Source organism: Bradyrhizobium sp. MOS001, from assembly GCF_004634465.1.
In the GTDB taxonomy this organism is placed as follows: Bacteria; Pseudomonadota; Alphaproteobacteria; order Rhizobiales; family Xanthobacteraceae; genus Bradyrhizobium; species Bradyrhizobium barranii.
Genome location: NZ_SPVJ01000013.1, coordinates 142,839 through 159,527 on the forward strand (window position 1 = coordinate 142,839; position 16,689 = coordinate 159,527).

Here is a 16,689-nt window from a genome sequence, read left to right on the forward strand (position 1 = left end):
CGTGCGGTGCTGCGCAGCCTCCGCGCAAAAACTGAAAAACAACCCCATGCACAGTAGAAACGCGGGTTCCGCATGAGGCGCGGCGATACCGGCGAAGCGATTGGCCTGTCAGGCTAAACGGCCGTGGCCGCGCGATCTTGCGTCACCTCGCCCCGCCTGCGGGAAGAGGTCGGATTTTACGCGCGGCGGAAAATCCGGGAGAGGGAGAGAAAGCTACGCCCCCGCCGCGTTCTTCGTGATCACGTTGCGGTAGAAGGTCGCGCTGAGCTTCGGCGTACGCACCTGCGTGTCGAAATTGACGTGATAGAGCCCGAAACGCTTGTTGAGCCCGAACACCCATTCAAAATTGTCCAGCAGGCTCCAGAGGAAGTAGCCGCGCACCGGCACGCCCTCGGCGGTGGCGCGCTGGAGCTGCGCGAGATAGTTGCGCAGGTACATGATGCGGTCGGTATCGTAGATCTTGCCGTCGGGCGTCACCACGTCGTCGCCGGAGGTGCCGTTCTCGCTGATGTAGATCGCATCCGTCTTCCAGATCTTTGCGGCCAGCTTCGGCACCCAGTAGATCGTCTCGGGCGCGACGCGGAGCCAGTTCGAGTTCATGTGCGGGAACGATTTCGGGATCGGCAGCGGCATGAAGCCCGCGCCCTGGTCGGACGGCACCACATAGTTCTGCGGCGCGTAGATGTTGAGGCCGAGGAAGTCGACCGGCGAGGAGATGATCTTCAGCTCGGCGTCGGTGTATTTCGGCGCATCGGCGCCCGCGTATTTCAGGAAGGCGTCGGTATACCGGCCCGTCATGATGACGTTGAGATAGCCGGCGTTCATCTCGCGCAGCGCGATCTCGGCCGCACGGACATGCTCGGGCGTGTCGATTGCGGGAACGCAGACGTCGATATTCTCGGCCGGCCCGACCCTGGTGCCGCGGCGGCCGTGCGCCCGCACCGCCTGCACCGCGAGCCCGTGCGCGAGCGCGCTGTTATGCCTGACCTGGTTGACCTCGGCTTGCGGCAGCGTCACGCCGGGCGCGTCGATCCCGAGGCCATAGCCGAACTGGACGAAACGTCCGCTCTCGTTCAGCGTGAACACGTTCTTGACGCGATCGGTCAGGCGCTCGGCGACATAGCCCGCATAGTCGCCAAAGATCTTGCAGGTCTCGGTCGAGCGCCAGCCGCCGAAGCGATCCTGGAGCGATTGCGGCAGGTCCCAGTGATAAAGCGTCAGCCACGGCTCTATGCCGTTCTTGAGGAGCTCGTCGACGAGACGATTGTAGAAGTCGAGCCCCTTCGGGTTCGGCTTGCCGTCGCCGTCCGGAAACACCCGCGGCCATGCCACCGAGAAGCGGTAGGCCTTGCAGCCGAGTTCCTTGATGAGCGCGATGTCCTCCTTGTAGCGCTGATAATGCTCGACGGCGCGATCGCCGGTGGTGCCGTCCTCGATCTTGCCGGGGATGCGCACGAACTTGTCCCAGATCGAAGCCCCCCGCCCGTCGACGTCGACCGCACCCTCGACCTGATAGGACGAGGTCGCCGTGCCCCAGACAAAGCCCGCCGGAAAGCCGTCCACGCCCCGCGGCGCCGGTGCCGGCTTGGTCTCGGCGGCCTCCAGCGGATTTGCGATTCCGGCTGCGGACAATCCCGCCAGCTTGGCAAACTGGCGACGCGAAACCTTGTCCGACATTGATACTGCCCCTTGAGACGATTGTTGCGGCGGCACAATGGCGTGTCGGAAGCAGCTTGAAAAGCGGGAGTTCCGGGACTTTCGGATGCAAAAATGCAGAAGAACGCCCGGATTTACCCCCTGCCCTGCTTTTTGCCCTTCACGCCCTGAGCCGCGTCGAAGCACGCCAACAGCGAATTGATCACGGCTCGCGAGCCCAGACCATCCACCACGAAGTCGCGGTCCTTGCCGTTGGGCGGTATGATCTTCAGCTTCGCGCTGCGAATGCAGGAGCGATCGTCCGAAACCATCGATAGAACGATCCGACGCTCCACCATCGATGGCAAGAACGCATACGTCCGTTCACAAACGCGGTCCCGAGTGATTGCGAGTCCTGCTGCGGCCGTCGCGCCAGCCTGGCAAGCTGGCAACGCGAAGCCTTGTCCGACATGATGCTGTATTGAACCGAGCACGCCGAGCGACCCGGCTCGCTCGATCAGCGCGAGCGCTTGGGCAATTTCGGAAGCTTGTCGGGATTGAACGCGGGTACCTGCTCGGTTCGCTCACGCGCGGGCGGCTGCTGTTCCGTGAGAATGAGCGTACCCTGGAGGATCATTCCCGGCATCTGCGCTGCCTTCGCCGTGTAAGTCGCGACCTTGCCGGGGCAGTTTCCCTCGATGTCCAGCGTGAGCTCGTCGTCGATGCCGAAGACCGTTGCACGTCCGTCGGTATGACGCTTCGTCGACACGGTGGCGGTGAAGCGATCTCCATCGACCTTGCAGGAGCCGTGATAGGTCATCAGGCTGTCGCAGCCCCAGATTTGTCCGTCTGCGACATGGACGATCCCGGTACCCTGGTCGAGTGGCGTCTTGTACCACGCCGCGTACGTGCCGTCCTTCAGCATGGGAGCAGTCTCCCTTGACATTCCCTCGCGAATAATCCGCATGATTAGCGCTAAGAAACGGTTAATCGCGCGGCCCGTGCGAATCCGGTCTGTCCCTTCGCAACTCGGCTTCCAGTTCCTCGATGATGCTGTGAAGCAGGCACGCGGCAAGCGGATCGGTGACTTCGCGCTCCAGAAGCCTGTAACGCGCGATCTGGAATTCCCGCTCTCGCAACTGGTGCTCTGTCATCGGACGGGCCCTCCGGCAAACCTACCCGGAAACAGCCAAGTCGTTTCGTTACAATTTTCAGATCATTTGCTATGGTTTCTGATCGGTAAAGGAACGCGGCGCCGAGCAGGTCGAGGAGTTTGCAATGTCGATCGTTCAAAGCTATCGCGCCTTCGCCTACAATAATGCCTGGGCGAACCACCGGTTGCTCCGCGCGTGCGCCGAGCTGAGCCAAGGCGAATTTGAGGTCGAGCGGACGGGCTTCTTCCCGAGCTTGCAGCGGACGTTGAACCATATTTATGTCGTCGACCTCTTTTACGTCGATGCACTCGAGGGCGGATGGCTTGGGCCGAAGGCCTGGGAGGATCCGATCCCATTTCCAGCTCTTGCAGGGCTCTTGGAAGCTCAAGCATCGATGGACCGGCGCTTCATCCGCGTCTGCGATGCTCTGACGCCCGCCTCCTTGAACGAAGACGTGCGGATCAATCGAGATCCCAGTGTCCAGATAGAGCGACGCGACCGGCTGCTGATGCATCTCATTCAGCATCAAATTCACCACCGTGGGCAGGCGCATGCGATGTTGTCGGGAACGCGCATCAAGCCGCCGCAGCTCGACGAGTTCTTTTCAACTGCCGAAGCGCCGTTGAGGGCATCCGAGTTTGCCGATCTGGGCTGGACGGAGGAAACCGTTTGGGGGCCGCCCAACTGAGCGCGCGCGCTACCGATTGCGGTTCCGACCTGCTCCGACCGAGGCGAAGACAACTTCCATCAGCCATGCAACGCCGGCGTCCTTCATCGCAGCCTTGGTCGCGATGGCGCAGATCGTATCCGGCTTACGGGCGAAAGGCAGCTCGACGAACATCAATCCGAAATGCCCGGCGTGCTGCTGCATCAGACGCCGCGGCAATGCGGCGATCAGTTCGGACCCTGCAAGCTGGACGAGCGCCATCATAAAGTTCGGGACAGTCAAGGCAATGCGGCGCTTGAGACCGCGCTTTGCCAACATCTCATCGACGAAGCCGCGCGGCTCGCCGCTGAGAGACACCAGCAGATGCTGCGCTTGCGAGAATGCCGCGGGTGTCGGAGCTCTGGCGAAGGCGTGTCCCTTGCGCATGGCCAGCACGAATTCATCGTCGTAGAGCCTGCGCGCCTCGAAACGCGGCGATACCGCCGGCAGCGGCAGCATCGCGACGTCCAGCTCTCGTCTTTCGAGCATCTCGAGGCACTCGTGCCAGGGTTCGCCGATCGCGCCGCCGCGGGGCGCGGGCATCACATGGATCAATCCGATGTCGATGTGGGGCGCCCTACTCGCGATCGAACCGAGTAGCTGCCCCGTTGTCGAGGCGAGAACAGCATCGGGTGCGCCGATCGTAAACCGGCGATGGCTTTTTGCAGGGTCGAATGGTCTAGCCGAGCCAACCAGTTGTTCGACGCGCGCGATGATTTCAGCGATCGGGTGGTCGAGCTCCAGGGCCCGCTCCGTTGGAACGACGCCCTTCGGAGTTCGCAGGAACAGCGGGTCGTTCAAAACAAGGCGCAGCCGGCCAAGCGCGTGGCTGACAGCGGACGGAGTCAGGTTCAGTCGCGCGGCCGCGCGCGCGACATGGCGTTCTTCCAGGACCACGCGGAAGACCACAAGGAGATTCAGTTCGACCCTGGATAGATCAATTTGGTTCAGCATGTTGCTGAAATCATATCGCTGGATTCATCGAGATCAAGGCCCCATGGAATGCGTAGATCGTGCAATCAGGAGCCTCGAAATGATCAGAAGGTCGAAAGGGGTGAGCAAAGGCCATGGCTCGCCGGACAACCAGGACTCGCCGCACAGAATGTCGAGGCGCTCGATGATGATGGCGGCGGCGGCAATTCCTGCTTCCGGTCAGCTTCCATGCAATGCAACCGCCGGGGACGCCGCGCTAGCCAGCATCATCCAGCGCGCCGGGGAGAAGAATGCGGCCTTCATGCGTGGAGACATGGACCGTTGGTCCCAGCTTGTCCGCATTGCGCCGGATTTCACACTGATGCAACCTTTCGGAGGCCCTGCGAGTTTCGGATTCGACAGCAGTCCAAAGCGGCTGGCCGACCTGGCGCAATATTTCAGGAACGGTGAGACCGAGCTGGAGATCTTGCAGATCTATGTGTCGAACGGGCTCATCGCTCTCGTCATGATCGAACGCCAGAGCGCGGAGGTCGGCGGCTTGCCTGCCCAGGACTGGTCGCTGCGCGTCACGGAAATCTATCGCGAGGACAGCACGGATTGGCAGCTGGTGCACCGCCATGCAGATCCGCTGGTCCGGCGCATTTCCTTGCAGCAAGCCGCGATCCTCGCCCGAGGCTGGGTGGAGTAAAGATGATGATGTCTTTCGCCCTCCAGAGGCGGCCGGGCTTGCGTGTCGAACTCAGAACGTCATCCGCATGCCCGCATAGAACGCACGGGGCCTTGCCGGGCTCAGCGATCGCGGGTCATTAAATTCCGCACCACCATTGGTGAAGTTGGGCAAGGCTTCCCTATCGAAGAAGGTGCCAAGGGTCGAGTAGCGGTTGTCGAAGATGTTGGCGACGCGACCGTAAATCTGCAGGTTCTTGGTGATCTGGTAGGAGGTGTGGAGATTGAACACCGCGTAGGACGGCAGCTTCGGAAACTGGTTGGACTCATCGCCGACGAAATACTGGCTCGAGACAAAGAGCGCGTCACCCCCGACCTTCCAGACATCGGTAACCGCATATTCGATGCTTGCCTTAATAAGGTGGCTAGGGAGGCGCGGAATGTGATTGCCCGGCAAGACCTGGATGTTGCCGGCGTCGGCGAACGGGCTCTCTGATCCAAGCGTCAGCGCGTCGAGGAAGCGCGCGTCCAGGAACGCATAGCTCGCCTGGAACTGAAGCACATTCGACTTCAGGCTCACCTCGGCTTCGATACCCTGCCTGCGCGTCCGGCCGACGTTCTGGAAAAAGCCGAAGCCAGTCAGGCCCGGAATTGGGGTCGCGAGGATGTCGTCATAGTTGGTGGCACGGTAGGCACCGATTTTCCAGCCGAGCGAGCCGATGTTCAATTCCTTGGTGCCGCGGAAGCCCGCTTCGAAGGTCTTGGATACGACTTGCTGCAGTGAGGGGTCAGCGATCAGGAACTGCCCGATGATGCATGGCCTCGCCGGATCGGCGCAGCCGAGCTCGAGTGGCGTGGGCACCCGGTTGGCCTCGGAATAGCCCGCATAGGCAGTCACTTCAGAGGTGATCTTGTAGGTGCCGCCGATGATCGGATTGAACCGATCATAGGTATGATCGCCATTGAGGGCGGTGCCGAGCTGGTCCATCAGCGTGACACGGGCCGCATTGAATCGCCCGCCTGCCGTCACCGCAAAGCGATCGTCCACGTTGAACGTGTCGAGCGTATAGAGCCCGTGATATTGGTTGACGGTGCGAAGCAACACGGGACCAACCGATGTCGGGTCACCGGAGGCGCCCAGGAATATGCCGCTGCCCGTGACGACATAGTTCGTGCCTATGGTTCCTAATTCAGCGCTGCCGGTGAAGCGCGTGCTGCTGACATCATAGCTCGCGCCAACTACGAAGCGGTTCTCATGACCGAACAACTGGTCGCTGTTGGTTGCCTGACCGGACACGCCAAATGTGGTCGATTTCGTGCTGGTGCGATCGATCTCGCTGAGGATGGCGTCTGGCGCAAAGGTATTGGCGAGCTGAACGCCATTCAGGCCAAAAGCCGGGACCGTATCATTGCCAAAGCACAGGAGCGTTGGATCGGCACATGCCTGGGCGTCGGTCGGGTTTCCGTCCACGGTGCTCTGTTTGAAGCTCCGCACATGCGCCGTGCCCTCAAAGGTCCAGGTCGGCGTCGCCTCCACCTTGCCGGTCAGGTTGAGATAGCCGACCTTGTTGGAGATGGTTTGCGGCGTTGTGTAGGTCGCCCCCCAATATTGCTGGAGCAATTCGGCCGGAACAGTGCTGGGTCCTGCCAGGGAATTGTTGGCGACGCCGCCATTGAGGTGAAACTCGTTGCCTTCGAAGCGATACCCGACATCGCCATAGAAGCGCCGGACATCCGATTGCGAGAAATTGCGGAAACCATTGTCGTGAATGCCTTCGAGCGCTCCGTAGACTGCCCAGTTATTGTCGACCTTCTTGCCCCATTGTGCAGAGCCCTGGATGCGGCCGAATGAGCCGCCCATGATATCGATCTCGGCCCCTTGATAGTTGAAGCCGTTCTTCATCTGCAGATCGATGGCGCCGCCGAGCGCGTTAAGGCCGTATGCCGGATTGTTAGTTACGACCACTGCCGATCGGATCGCAGCCGTCGGGATCAGATCCCAATTAACAGTGTCGGAAAACGCCTCGTTGATGCGTACGCCGTTCTGGTAGACGGCGAGGCCCTGCGGCGTGCCGGCCAGAGGTGAAGCGACGAAGCCGCGAAACTGCACATCGGGCTGGAATGGATTGCCGGTCACTTCATTGATGCTGAGACCAGGCACGTACTGCTGCAGGGCAACGGCGATATCCGGGGAGGCGGTACGCCTGATCTGGCTGGCATCAACCGCATTGATCGCGGACGGCACCTTGTCGACGTCGAGACCTCGGCCGGTGCCTGGCGAAGTCGGGTAGACGTAAAGGCGCGTCCTGGGGCTGGCGGACGCCGGCGCCCCTACCCGTGCGACCGGCCGCGTCGGCGCACTACGCCTCACGGCCGACGGCGGTGGTGCCGTGATCTCGACCGCCGGCAGATTCTGGACGTTGGTTTCCTCGTCCTGCGCGGCTGCGGCGGGGCCTGCAAGGACCAAGCCCGACACCAGCCCCGTCGACACCGAGGCCATCAACAAACGACGCTTGAACCAAAGAGGCTTGCCCATCCCTGCCTTCCCATCCGTGACCACCGGCTGTTTTGATTTTCGCCGTTTGGTTGAGATGAGTGTATTCGGCGGCAGTGAGTCCGCCAGCCACAAAAGGTCTGGCACTATCCGCACCCGCCTTCCCGACCAAATCGGGAATTTTTCCCGATGCAATCAGGACGCCGCCGTCGGAACCAGCGCCTCCACGGTCAAGCCGCCGTCGCCGGAGACGACGTTGAGCGTGCCACCCAGCGCCAGAATGCGCTCGCGCATGCCGACGAGGCCGAAGCCGAGCTTCTGGCCCGGCTCCATGCCGCGGCCGTTGTCGCTGACCCGCACGCGCGCATAGCCGCGGCCGCCGGCCTGCTCGACGGGCTCGATCACGACATTGACCGACGTCGCGCCGGCGTGGCGGAACACGTTGGTGAGCGCCTCCTGCACGATGCGGTAGATGGTGAGGTCGGCCGTCTCGCCGGTGACCCCGAGCGTGGCGGAGATCACGGTTTCGATCGCGACGTCGGGATGCGACTCCCGCCACAGCCGCGAGAGCGATTCCAGCGCCTGGCGCAGGCCGAGCTCGGCAAGGCCAACGGGCCGGAGCCGCTCCAGCACCCGGCGGGTGAACTGCTGGAGCTGGTTGATCTGTTCCAGCAAGGCGCTGCCGTGCTTTCGGACCGAGTCGGCATTCGGCGCGCGCCCGTCCGCGAGCTTCGCCAGCGCGCTCGCATGCGCGCGCAGCGAGAACAGATACGGCCCGAATTCGTCGTGCAGCTCGCGCGCGATCTCCTTGCGCTCGACGTCCTGGAGCGACACCGCACGCTCGGCCAGGAGCCGCTTTTCCTCCACCGCCTCGCCGAGCGCCGCCGCGAGATGATTGAGCTTGCCGCAGATCGCGGCCAGCTCGGGCGCACCGCCCGGCGTGGCGCGCGCGTCATAATGCCCGCCCTCGATCGCGGTCATCGTCTGCGCCAACGACTGCAGCGGCGCGAGCGCGCGGCCGACCACCGTCATCATCACCAGGAACAGCGCGAGCGCGATCACCGAGCCGACCTCGAGCTGGGTCACGATGGCGTCCCAGATCTCGGCGATCTCGTCATCGGGATGCGCGGTGATCACCAGCGAGCCCGGCTTGCCATGGACCGAGACCGGCACGCTCACCGTGGTCTGCTCGGGATGAACCAGGCCGACGAACCAGGCCGGCGGTCCGCGCGCGTCGTCGTCGGCAGGCCGGGGCGGCGTCAGCGGGTTACCGCCGGCGTCCTGAAGCGCGATGCTGACATGGCGCAGGCGGCTCAGATCGCGCGCGATCTGGTTCAGCCTGGCATCCGGATCGGGCGCCTCGTTCAGATCCGCAACGATCATCTCGATGAATTCGCGCGCAAGCCGGATCACGCTCTGGTCCTCGGCCTGCACGCGCGGCCCGGCTTCCGCGACCTGGCGGCCGATATTGACGGCAAGCCCCAGCGCCAGCAGCAGCGCCAGCAGAAGGTTGATGCGCGCGCGCAACGATAGATTTTGCCACATTGGTGCCGCCCGTGCCTCGCGAAGGTTGGCCCGCGCCTGTCCGATGACGTTGACAGAGGCGAAGCGCCCGATATCTAATCGAAAGCGTACAGCAATCCCGGCCGGGTTGCATGAGGCGACATGAGACGCGCGCAGCGTTCTTGTCGGATCATGCGGCGGAAAAGCAGGCCGAGGCTGTCACGGGGAACGCCTATGCGCATTCTGATCGTCGACGATCATCCCATTGTCGCCTCCGGCTGCCGTGCCGTGCTGGCCGACGAGGGCGAGATCGAGATTTTGGAGGCCGCCGATGCCGAGGACGGCGAATGCGTCTTCATTGTCGAGCGCCCCGACCTCTGCATCATCGACATCAACCTGCCGACCGTCTCCGGCTTCGAGCTCGCGCGCCGCATCCTCGAACGTGCGCCCGAGGCCCGCATCATCATGTTCAGCATGAACGACGACCCTGCATTCGCCGCGCGCGCGATCGAGTGCGGGGCCAAGGGCTACGTCTCCAAGACCGGCGACCCCGACGACCTCGTCGAGGCGATCCGCGCCGTCGGGGGCGGCGGCACCTATCTGCCGACCGCGATCGCGCGCAGCATCGCGTTTGCAGGACCGACGCTGGCGCAAAGCCCGCTGTCGAAGCTGAACGCGCGCGAGATGGAAATCCTGCGGCTGCTCAGCGCCGGAAAGAGCCTGTCCGAGATCGCGTGGCTGGTGCAGTCGTCCTACAAGACTGTCGCCAACACCTCCTCGATCATGCGACAGAAGCTCGGCGTGAAGACCTCGGTCGAGCTGGTGCGGCTGGCGATCGACAGCGGCGTCGCCTGACCACACACCGCCAGGAATTCGGTCACACAAGCGTTGCAATCTTGATGTGGTTAGATGCCACGGAGCATAACGGCATGACGATCCAGACTGTCTCGACCAACACTTCCTATGGCGGCGTGCAGGGCGTGTACCGCCATGCCAGCCAGGCGACCGGAACCGACATGGTGTTCTCGGTCTATGTTCCCCCACATGCCGCCGGCGCAAAGCTTCCCGTGGTCTGGTATCTCTCCGGCCTCACCTGCACCCATGCCAACGTCACCGAGAAGGGCGAATTCCGCAAAGCCTGCGCCGAGCTGGGCCTGATCTTCGTCGCGCCGGACACCAGCCCGCGCGGGCCCGACGTGCCGGGCGATGCCAACAATGCCTATGATTTCGGCCTCGGCGCCGGCTTCTATGTCGACGCGACGCAACAGCCGTTTGCGCGCAACTATCGCATGTGGAGCTATGTCACCGACGAGCTGCCCAAGCTCGTGGCGGAGAATTTTCCGGTCGACGCCAAGCGGCAATCGGTGATGGGCCATTCGATGGGCGGCCACGGCGCGCTGACGGTCGCGCTGCGCAATCCGCACCGCTATCGCGCCGCCAGCGCATTCGCGCCGATCGTGGCGCCCTCGCTTGTCCCCTGGGGCATCAAGGCGCTGACCGGCTATCTCGGACCGAACGAGGAGACCTGGCGCAACCACGACACCGTGGCGCTGATCGAGGACGGCGCGAAATATTCCGGCTTCCTCGTCGACGTCGGCGAGGCCGACAATTTCCTGAAAGAACAGCTCAGGCCCGAGCTGCTCGAGGCCGCCTGCACCAAGGCGGGCATCCCGCTGACGCTGCGGCGGCAGGCGGGATATGACCACAGCTATTATTTCATCTCGACCTTCATGGGCGATCATCTGCACTGGCATGCGGAAAGATTGAAGGGGTGAGGTTTGCTCTCTCCTCCCCCTCTCCCCGTTCTTTCGGGGAGAGGGTCGGGGTGAGGGGCTGCTTCGGCAGCAACGGTGAGAATTGGACTCGCGGAGACTCCCCCTCACCCGGAATTTGCTTCCGCAAATTCCGGCCTCTCCCCGCACGCGGGGAGAGGCGAAGAAGAGCGCTCTACTCCGGCTTCCCGTAATTCGGCGCCAGCAATCGATTGCGGATCAGATAGCTCATCGTACGCGACCACGATTCGTCCGTGTTGCCGCGCATGTCGGCGCTGGCGACGGTGATCATGTTGCCGGTCTTCACGTCGCGCAAATAGATGTTCAGATTGATGATCAGGTTCGAGACCTTCTGCACCATGCCGGTGATCTCGAGGTCGGCGCCAAGCTGGCCGGCAAGCTTGAGGTCGCAGCCGCCGCAGGCCTGAAGATTGGCGTGACGGGCGGCATCCCTGACCGGCGCGATATCGAGCAGCTGGAACCTTCCTGACTCCGTCAATTCCTTGCGCAGCTGCTCGCCGATGCGCTCGAGCCGCGCCTCTTCCGGCTTGGAGCCGTAGAACTCGCCGGGCAGGCTGGTGTCGATCAGCTCGAAATCGAACACCGCGAGCCTTGGCGGATCGGCCAACGCGACCGAACCCGTCAACAGCAAAGCTGCGAAACATATCAGCGCTCGCATGATCGTGATTCCCGGCCTCGCGCGCGCGGGGACGAAATGCGGGGTTGCAAGCCGGGCCAAATCGGTCATGCTTTAGCAGAGACAATTCTCCACCGGCGGTCAAGCCAGGGAGAACATCTGGAGGAAACATGATCCGATGGTTGGTCGGCCTGATCGGCCTGGGTCTTGCCGCGACGAGCGCGCTCGCGGCCGACCCGGTCCAGATCGGCGTCGGCTATCTCGGCGTCGCCGGCACCAGATCGACGCTGTCGCTGGTCGAGCAGCCCGCGGAGAATGACGGCGTCGCTGGCGCGCGCCTCGCCATCGAGGACAACAACACCACGGGAAAATTCCTCAACCAGCGTTTCACGCTGGAGGAGCGCCGCATCAAGGAAGGCGAAGATCCGGTTGAGGCTGCGGCTGCGCTCGCCGAGAAAAACGGCTTCATCATCGCCGACCTGCCGGCCGACGCGCTGTTGAAGGTCTCGGACGCCCTGCGTGAGCGCGGCACGCTGCTGTTCAACGCCGGCGCGATCGACGAGCGCCTGCGCGAGGCCGATTGCCGCGCCAATGTCATCCACACCGCCCCGACGCGCGCGATGCTGGCCGATGCGCTCGGCCAATATTTGGTGTGGAAGCAGTGGAAGCGCTGGGTGCTCGTGGTCGGCTCGCATGACGAGGACAAGCTGTTTGCAGACGCGCTCCGGCGTACCGCCACACGCTTCGGCGCCAAGATCGTGCAAGAGAAGACCTTCGAGGACAAGGGCGGCGCGCGCCGCACCGATAGCGGCGTGACGCTGATCCAGCGCCAGATGCCGGTGTTCACGCAACAGTTGCCGGCCTATGACGTGCTGGTCGCCGCCGACGAGAGCGAAGTGTTCGGCGCCTATCTGCCCTATCGCACCTGGGATCCGCGCCCCGTCGCGGGCTCGGCCGGCCTCGTGCCGCGCAGCTGGGACGCATCGCAGGACCAGTGGGGCGCGATCCAGATGCAGAACCGCTTCATCAAGCTGAACTCGCGGCGCATGACCCCGCTCGACATGCAGGCCTGGACGGCCGTGCGCATAATCGGCGAGGCCACCTCACGCACAAATTCCGGCGACGTCAAGAAGGTCACCGACTTCATCAAGGGGCCGGATTTTTCAGTCGCTGCCTTCAAGGGCACAAAACTGACCCTGCGCGACTGGAACCTGCAGCTGCGCCAGCCGATCCTGCTGGTCGACGGCCGCATGGTGGTGTCGGTATCGCCGCAGGAGGGATTTCTGCACCAGGTCTCCGAGCTCGACACGCTCGGCTACGACCGCCCGGAGAGCAAATGCAAGCTGAAATGAGGACGCGAATGTTGCGCATGTGGCGTGTGGGATTGCTGTCCGGACTGGCGCTTGCGGCCGCGCCCGCGCATGCGTTCATCGCCTATGTCTCGAACGAGAAGAGCAACACGGTCTCGGTGATCGACACCGACAGCTGGACCGTGACCAAGACCATCAAGGTCGGCCAGCGCCCGCGCGGCATCGACTTCACGCGCGACGGCAAGTTCGTGATGGTCGCGGTCGGCGACGACGACACCATCCAGGTGATCGATGCGAAGACGCAAGCGACCGTGGACAGCCTGCCCTCCGGGCCCGACCCGGAATTGTTCGCGCAGGATGCGGCCGGAAAAATCCTCTATGTCGCCAACGAGAACGACAACACGGTGACCGTGATCGATCTGGAGAAGCGTGCGCGGCTCGGCGACATCCAGGTCGGCGTCGAGCCCGAGGGCATGACCATCAGCCCCGACGGCAAGACATTGATCAACACGTCCGAGACGACCAACATGGCGCATTTCATCGACACCTCGTCGCGCCAGATCGTCGCCAACGTGCTGGTCGACGCGCGGCCGCGCTTTGCCGAATTCAAGCACGACAGTTCGGAGCTGTGGGTGTCCTCGGAGATCGGCGGCACGGTCTCGATCATCGATCCCAAAAAGCACGAGGTGACCGGCAAGGTCACATTCGAGATTCCAGGGTTGCGGAAGGAGGCGATCCAGCCGGTCGGCATCGGCATGACCAAAGACGACAAGACCGCCTTCGTCGCGCTCGGCCCGGCCAACCGCATCGCCGTGGTCGACGTCGCCTCGCGCAAGGTGACGAAATATTTGCTGGTGGGGCAGCGCGTCTGGCACATGGCGTTCACGCCGGACGAGAAATACCTGCTCACCACCAACGGCGTGTCGAACGACGTCTCGGTCATCGACGTCGCCGCGCAAAAGGTGATCAAGACCATTCAGGTGGGCGAACTGCCCTGGGGCATTACGATCTCGCCATGACCAGCCCTGCTCCCATCGCCGAGCCACAGGAGATGCCGAGGCTGGAATCGGCCGCGGTGCCGGCGCTGTCGATCGACGGCGTCAGCCATTCCTACGGGCCGCGCCGGGCACTGATGGACGTGTCATTTAATGTGCAGCCGGCGAGCTTCACTGCGCTGCTCGGGCTCAACGGCGCGGGCAAGAGCACACTGTTCTCGCTGATCACACGCCTGTTCGGCATCCAGAGCGGCCGCGTCGGCATCTTCGGCCACGACATCAGCAAGAGCCCCGGCGAGGCGCTGCGGCTGCTCGGCGTCGTGTTCCAGCCGCGCACGCTCGATCTCGACCTGTCGCTGACGCAGAACCTGCTCTATCACGCCGCACTCCACGGCATCAGCCGGCGCGAAGCGGCCGCGCGCAGCGGCGAGCTGCTCGGCCGCATCGGGCTCGAAGAGCGTGCCGGCAGCAAGGTGCGCGATCTCTCGGGCGGCCAGATGCGGCGGCTGGAGATTGCCCGCGCCCTGCTGCACCGGCCGCGGCTGCTGTTGCTGGACGAGCCGACCGTCGGCCTCGACGTCAAGGCGCGCGCCGACATCATCAGCCATGTCCGCCAGCTCGTCACCGAGCAAGGCATCGGCGTGCTCTGGGCCACGCATCTGTTCGACGAGATCATGGCCGGTGACGACCTCGTGGTGCTGCACCAGGGCAAGGTGCTGGCGCAGGGGCCGATGAGCCGCGTCATCACGGATGCCGGCGCACAGGACGTCAACACCGCCTTCATGCGCCTGACCGGTGCGCAGACGATGCCGGGAGGCGGCGCATGAGCAGCATCACGACGCGGGATACACCGCGCGGTTTCTCGACCGCGGAATACATGACCTGCCTCACCGGCATCGTCTGGCGCGAGGGCCTGCGTTTCCTGCATCAGCGCGAGCGCTTCGTCTCGGCGCTGGTGCGGCCGCTGGTATGGCTGTTCATCTTCGCCGCCGGCTTCCGCCAGGTGCTCGGCATCTCGATCATCCCGCCTTACGAGACCTACATCCTCTACGAGGTCTATATCGCGCCCGGGCTGATGGCGATGATCCAGCTCTTCAACGGCATGCAGTCCTCGCTCTCGATGGTCTATGACCGCGAGATGGGCAATATGCGGACGCTGCTGGTGAGCCCGCTGCCGCGTGGGTTCCTCTTGTTCTGCAAGCTGCTGGCGGGCACCGCGGTGTCGCTGCTCCAGGTCTATGCGTTCCTGCTGATCGCCTGGTTCTGGGACATCACGCCTCCCCCCATCGGTTATCTCACGGTGCTGCCGGCGCTGATCCTGTCGGGGCTGATGCTGGGCTCGCTCGGCATGCTGATCTCCTCGGGCATCAAGCAGCTTGAAAGCTTCGCCGGCGTAATGAACTTCGTGATCTTTCCGATGTTCTTCGCCTCCTCCGCGCTCTACCCGCTCTGGCGGGTGCAGGAGGGCAGCCCCTATCTCTACTATCTCTGCCAGGCCAACCCGTTCACCCATGCGGTCGAGCTGATACGCTTTGCATTCTATGGGCAAATCAACTGGATCTCGCTGGCGGTGGTGGCGGCCTGCACAATCGTCTTCATGATCGGCGCGATTCTGGCCTATGATCCCTCGCGCGGGCTGGCGCGACGGGGCCCTGCGGGAGGCGAAGGATGAAGGTTCTGGCCATGGCCGCTTTTGCGCTCGCCGTTGCGAGTACGGCTGCGTGCGCCGCCGATCCACGCTATCCCAACTGGCCTTGCACGCAGGCCAAGGTGCCGGACATCTCGCTCGCCGCCGTCTGGGCCGGTCCCGCACTCGACGACGCCGAGACCAAATGGAAGGACGACGCAAAGGTCACCGCGCTGGTCTCAAAACTGTCGGCGCGGAAGACGCCGATGGACGAGGCCGAGAAGTCGGTGAAGGAGTTTTTGGCCGGCTCCGCCGCTGACAAGACGGCGAACGCCAAGCTGTTGTTCGCCGGCTTGTTCGACACGCTCAACGCCCAGCGCTCGCAGGTCATGAACGGGCTCGAACGCGTCAGCCGCAAACAGCGCGAGGCGGCCGACAAGATCCGCGAGGAGTCGATCCAGCTCCAGGCGCTCCAGAGCGCGACACCACGCGACGACGCAAAGGTCGATGCGCTCAGCAACCAGTTGATCTGGGAAACCCGCATTTTCGAAGATCGCCACAAGGTGGTGCGGTTCGTCTGTGAGGTTCCGACCGCGATTGACCAGCGCCTGTTCGCTCTCGGACGCGTGATCCAGCAGGAGATGGAATAGCGTCAGCCTCGCTGACGACTTTCGGAAAGTTCCCGCGATATCAGCGCCATCGTTACCCTTTGCCGCGCTATCAGCCGGAACCAAATCGCTCTAGGATGGCTTGTCGACGTGAACTCCAAGACGTCGGGAGGCCTCGATGGGAACAACAAAATTCATCTTCGCATGCGCTGCAGCCATCAGCACGCTTGCGTCCCCTGCTTTTGCTGACGACATGACCGGGATGGTCACCAGAATCGACCGGCTCAACAGCACGATCTCGATCCAGCAGACACAGAAGGGCACGGTCGGCGGCAGCGCAGGCGGCGCCGGCACGCTTCAGGAGTACAAGGCCAAGGACGCCGCAATGCTGGATGCCGTCCATGCCGGCGACAGGGTGACGTACTCGGCGACCGACAATAACGGTACGGGCACGCTGACCAAGCTGCAGAAGCAGTAACCCTGCATCTTCACCTGTCCCCGCGCGCGGCACGGCGTCATGGCCGGGCTTGTCCAGGCCATCCAGTCGTTAGTGAAGAACTGGCGGCGGCGCCCGGCTCAAGCGGTGTTTCGAGCCGGGACGGTCTCGAAGAAGGCTCGGATGATGACACGCAAGAGCTCTGCGAGCCAT

The 16,689-nt window shown here is 63.4% G+C and carries 18 protein-coding genes; 10 read left to right on the top strand and 8 right to left on the bottom strand.

The window, feature by feature from the left end; translation table 11 throughout:
- Window positions 1-213: 213 nt before the first annotated feature.
- From CT676_RS19015 to CT676_RS44095, 4 genes are all read right to left on the bottom strand, one after another.
- Window positions 214-1,677, bottom strand: a complete 1,464-nt coding sequence (locus tag CT676_RS19015; RefSeq protein WP_135215166.1) for a GH1 family beta-glucosidase — start codon at window positions 1,675-1,677, stop codon at window positions 214-216.
- A 113-nt stretch (window positions 1,678-1,790) separates the two neighbouring features.
- On the bottom strand, window positions 1,791-2,003 hold the full coding sequence (locus CT676_RS19020; RefSeq protein WP_135215167.1) for a hypothetical protein: 213 nt from the start codon (window positions 2,001-2,003) through the stop codon (window positions 1,791-1,793).
- 149 nt (window positions 2,004-2,152) lie between these two features.
- Entirely contained in the window at window positions 2,153-2,560 is a 408-nt protein-coding gene (locus CT676_RS19025) for a hypothetical protein (protein WP_014493654.1), read from the bottom strand.
- Between the two features lie 61 nt (window positions 2,561-2,621).
- Entirely contained in the window at window positions 2,622-2,789 is a 168-nt protein-coding gene (locus CT676_RS44095; protein ID WP_166343176.1) for a hypothetical protein, read from the bottom strand.
- 124 nt (window positions 2,790-2,913) lie between these two features.
- On the opposite strand from CT676_RS44095, the gene CT676_RS19030 reads away from it, so the two are divergent.
- Complete coding sequence (locus CT676_RS19030) at window positions 2,914-3,477, top strand: DinB family protein (RefSeq protein WP_135215169.1); 564 nt, start codon at window positions 2,914-2,916, stop codon at window positions 3,475-3,477.
- A gap of 9 nt (window positions 3,478-3,486) precedes the next feature.
- On the opposite strand, the gene CT676_RS19035 is transcribed toward CT676_RS19030, so the two are convergent.
- Complete coding sequence (locus tag CT676_RS19035; protein WP_135215170.1) at window positions 3,487-4,449, bottom strand: LysR family transcriptional regulator; 963 nt, start codon at window positions 4,447-4,449, stop codon at window positions 3,487-3,489.
- A 79-nt stretch (window positions 4,450-4,528) separates the two neighbouring features.
- Here CT676_RS19035 and CT676_RS19040 point away from each other — a divergent pair, with 79 nt between their 5' ends.
- On the top strand, window positions 4,529-5,116 hold the full coding sequence (locus CT676_RS19040; protein ID WP_244623200.1) for a nuclear transport factor 2 family protein: 588 nt from the start codon (window positions 4,529-4,531) through the stop codon (window positions 5,114-5,116).
- A 51-nt stretch (window positions 5,117-5,167) separates the two neighbouring features.
- Here the strand turns inward: CT676_RS19040 and CT676_RS19045 are convergent, their stop codons facing one another.
- Window positions 5,168-7,630, bottom strand: coding sequence for a TonB-dependent receptor (locus tag CT676_RS19045; RefSeq protein ID WP_193560896.1), 2,463 nt, complete (start codon window positions 7,628-7,630; stop codon window positions 5,168-5,170).
- A 153-nt stretch (window positions 7,631-7,783) separates the two neighbouring features.
- Entirely contained in the window at window positions 7,784-9,133 is a 1,350-nt protein-coding gene (locus CT676_RS19050) for a histidine kinase (protein WP_063982002.1), read from the bottom strand.
- A gap of 192 nt (window positions 9,134-9,325) precedes the next feature.
- Between CT676_RS19050 and CT676_RS19055 the strand changes: the two genes are divergently transcribed.
- Window positions 9,326-9,946: a response regulator transcription factor gene (locus tag CT676_RS19055; RefSeq protein ID WP_014493646.1), complete on the top strand. Its 621-nt coding sequence runs from the start codon at window positions 9,326-9,328 to the stop codon at window positions 9,944-9,946.
- A gap of 74 nt (window positions 9,947-10,020) precedes the next feature.
- Complete coding sequence (gene fghA, locus CT676_RS19060; RefSeq protein ID WP_135215172.1) at window positions 10,021-10,866, top strand: S-formylglutathione hydrolase; 846 nt, start codon at window positions 10,021-10,023, stop codon at window positions 10,864-10,866.
- Between the two features lie 172 nt (window positions 10,867-11,038).
- On the opposite strand, the gene CT676_RS19065 is transcribed toward fghA, so the two are convergent.
- A complete protein-coding gene (locus tag CT676_RS19065) occupies window positions 11,039-11,611 on the bottom strand; it encodes a DUF3280 domain-containing protein (protein ID WP_135215173.1) in 573 nt (190 codons plus the stop codon).
- Window positions 11,612-11,670: 59 nt separating this feature from the next.
- On the opposite strand from CT676_RS19065, the gene CT676_RS19070 reads away from it, so the two are divergent.
- The 6 genes from CT676_RS19070 to CT676_RS19095 all read left to right on the top strand — a co-directional run bounded on the left by CT676_RS19070 (window position 11,671) and on the right by CT676_RS19095 (window position 16,518).
- The gene (locus CT676_RS19070; RefSeq protein WP_135215174.1) at window positions 11,671-12,852 is read left to right on the top strand and encodes an ABC transporter substrate-binding protein; all 1,182 of its coding nucleotides are present in this window, start codon (window positions 11,671-11,673) and stop codon (window positions 12,850-12,852) included.
- An 8-nt stretch (window positions 12,853-12,860) separates the two neighbouring features.
- A complete protein-coding gene (locus CT676_RS19075; protein WP_167768091.1) occupies window positions 12,861-13,829 on the top strand; it encodes a YVTN family beta-propeller repeat protein in 969 nt (322 codons plus the stop codon).
- Complete coding sequence (locus CT676_RS19080) at window positions 13,826-14,632, top strand: ABC transporter ATP-binding protein (RefSeq protein ID WP_135215176.1); 807 nt, start codon at window positions 13,826-13,828, stop codon at window positions 14,630-14,632. Before CT676_RS19075 ends, CT676_RS19080 begins: the two co-directional genes overlap by 4 nt.
- Window positions 14,629-15,477, top strand: coding sequence for an ABC transporter permease (locus CT676_RS19085; protein WP_085405679.1), 849 nt, complete (start codon window positions 14,629-14,631; stop codon window positions 15,475-15,477). Before CT676_RS19080 ends, CT676_RS19085 begins: the two co-directional genes overlap by 4 nt.
- Window positions 15,474-16,082 (top strand): hypothetical protein, encoded by a 609-nt coding sequence (locus CT676_RS19090; protein WP_063981996.1) that lies wholly within the window; start codon window positions 15,474-15,476, stop codon window positions 16,080-16,082. The genes CT676_RS19085 and CT676_RS19090 overlap by 4 nt, the downstream gene beginning before the upstream one ends.
- A 136-nt stretch (window positions 16,083-16,218) precedes the next feature.
- The gene (locus CT676_RS19095) at window positions 16,219-16,518 is read left to right on the top strand and encodes a copper-binding protein (RefSeq protein WP_063981995.1); all 300 of its coding nucleotides are present in this window, start codon (window positions 16,219-16,221) and stop codon (window positions 16,516-16,518) included.
- Window positions 16,519-16,689: the final 171 nt, after the last annotated feature.

Coding starts and splice junctions, on each gene's coding strand:
- CT676_RS19015 (WP_135215166.1), bottom strand. CDS start 1,677: ATGTCGGACAAGGTTTCGCGTCGCCAGTTTGCCAAGCTGGCGGGATTG.
- CT676_RS19025 (WP_014493654.1), bottom strand. CDS start 2,560: ATGCTGAAGGACGGCACGTACGCGGCGTGGTACAAGACGCCACTCGAC.
- CT676_RS44095 (WP_166343176.1), bottom strand. CDS start 2,789: ATGACAGAGCACCAGTTGCGAGAGCGGGAATTCCAGATCGCGCGTTAC.
- CT676_RS19030 (WP_135215169.1), top strand. CDS start 2,914: ATGTCGATCGTTCAAAGCTATCGCGCCTTCGCCTACAATAATGCCTGG.
- CT676_RS19035 (WP_135215170.1), bottom strand. CDS start 4,449: ATGCTGAACCAAATTGATCTATCCAGGGTCGAACTGAATCTCCTTGTG.
- CT676_RS19040 (WP_244623200.1), top strand. CDS start 4,529: ATGATCAGAAGGTCGAAAGGGGTGAGCAAAGGCCATGGCTCGCCGGAC.
- CT676_RS19045 (WP_193560896.1), bottom strand. CDS start 7,630: ATGGGCAAGCCTCTTTGGTTCAAGCGTCGTTTGTTGATGGCCTCGGTG.
- CT676_RS19050 (WP_063982002.1), bottom strand. CDS start 9,133: ATGTGGCAAAATCTATCGTTGCGCGCGCGCATCAACCTTCTGCTGGCG.
- CT676_RS19055 (WP_014493646.1), top strand. CDS start 9,326: ATGCGCATTCTGATCGTCGACGATCATCCCATTGTCGCCTCCGGCTGC.
- fghA (WP_135215172.1), top strand. CDS start 10,021: ATGACGATCCAGACTGTCTCGACCAACACTTCCTATGGCGGCGTGCAG.
- CT676_RS19065 (WP_135215173.1), bottom strand. CDS start 11,611: ATGACCGATTTGGCCCGGCTTGCAACCCCGCATTTCGTCCCCGCGCGC.
- CT676_RS19070 (WP_135215174.1), top strand. CDS start 11,671: ATGATCCGATGGTTGGTCGGCCTGATCGGCCTGGGTCTTGCCGCGACG.
- CT676_RS19075 (WP_167768091.1), top strand. CDS start 12,861: ATGTTGCGCATGTGGCGTGTGGGATTGCTGTCCGGACTGGCGCTTGCG.
- CT676_RS19080 (WP_135215176.1), top strand. CDS start 13,826: ATGACCAGCCCTGCTCCCATCGCCGAGCCACAGGAGATGCCGAGGCTG.
- CT676_RS19085 (WP_085405679.1), top strand. CDS start 14,629: ATGAGCAGCATCACGACGCGGGATACACCGCGCGGTTTCTCGACCGCG.
- CT676_RS19090 (WP_063981996.1), top strand. CDS start 15,474: ATGAAGGTTCTGGCCATGGCCGCTTTTGCGCTCGCCGTTGCGAGTACG.
- CT676_RS19095 (WP_063981995.1), top strand. CDS start 16,219: ATGGGAACAACAAAATTCATCTTCGCATGCGCTGCAGCCATCAGCACG.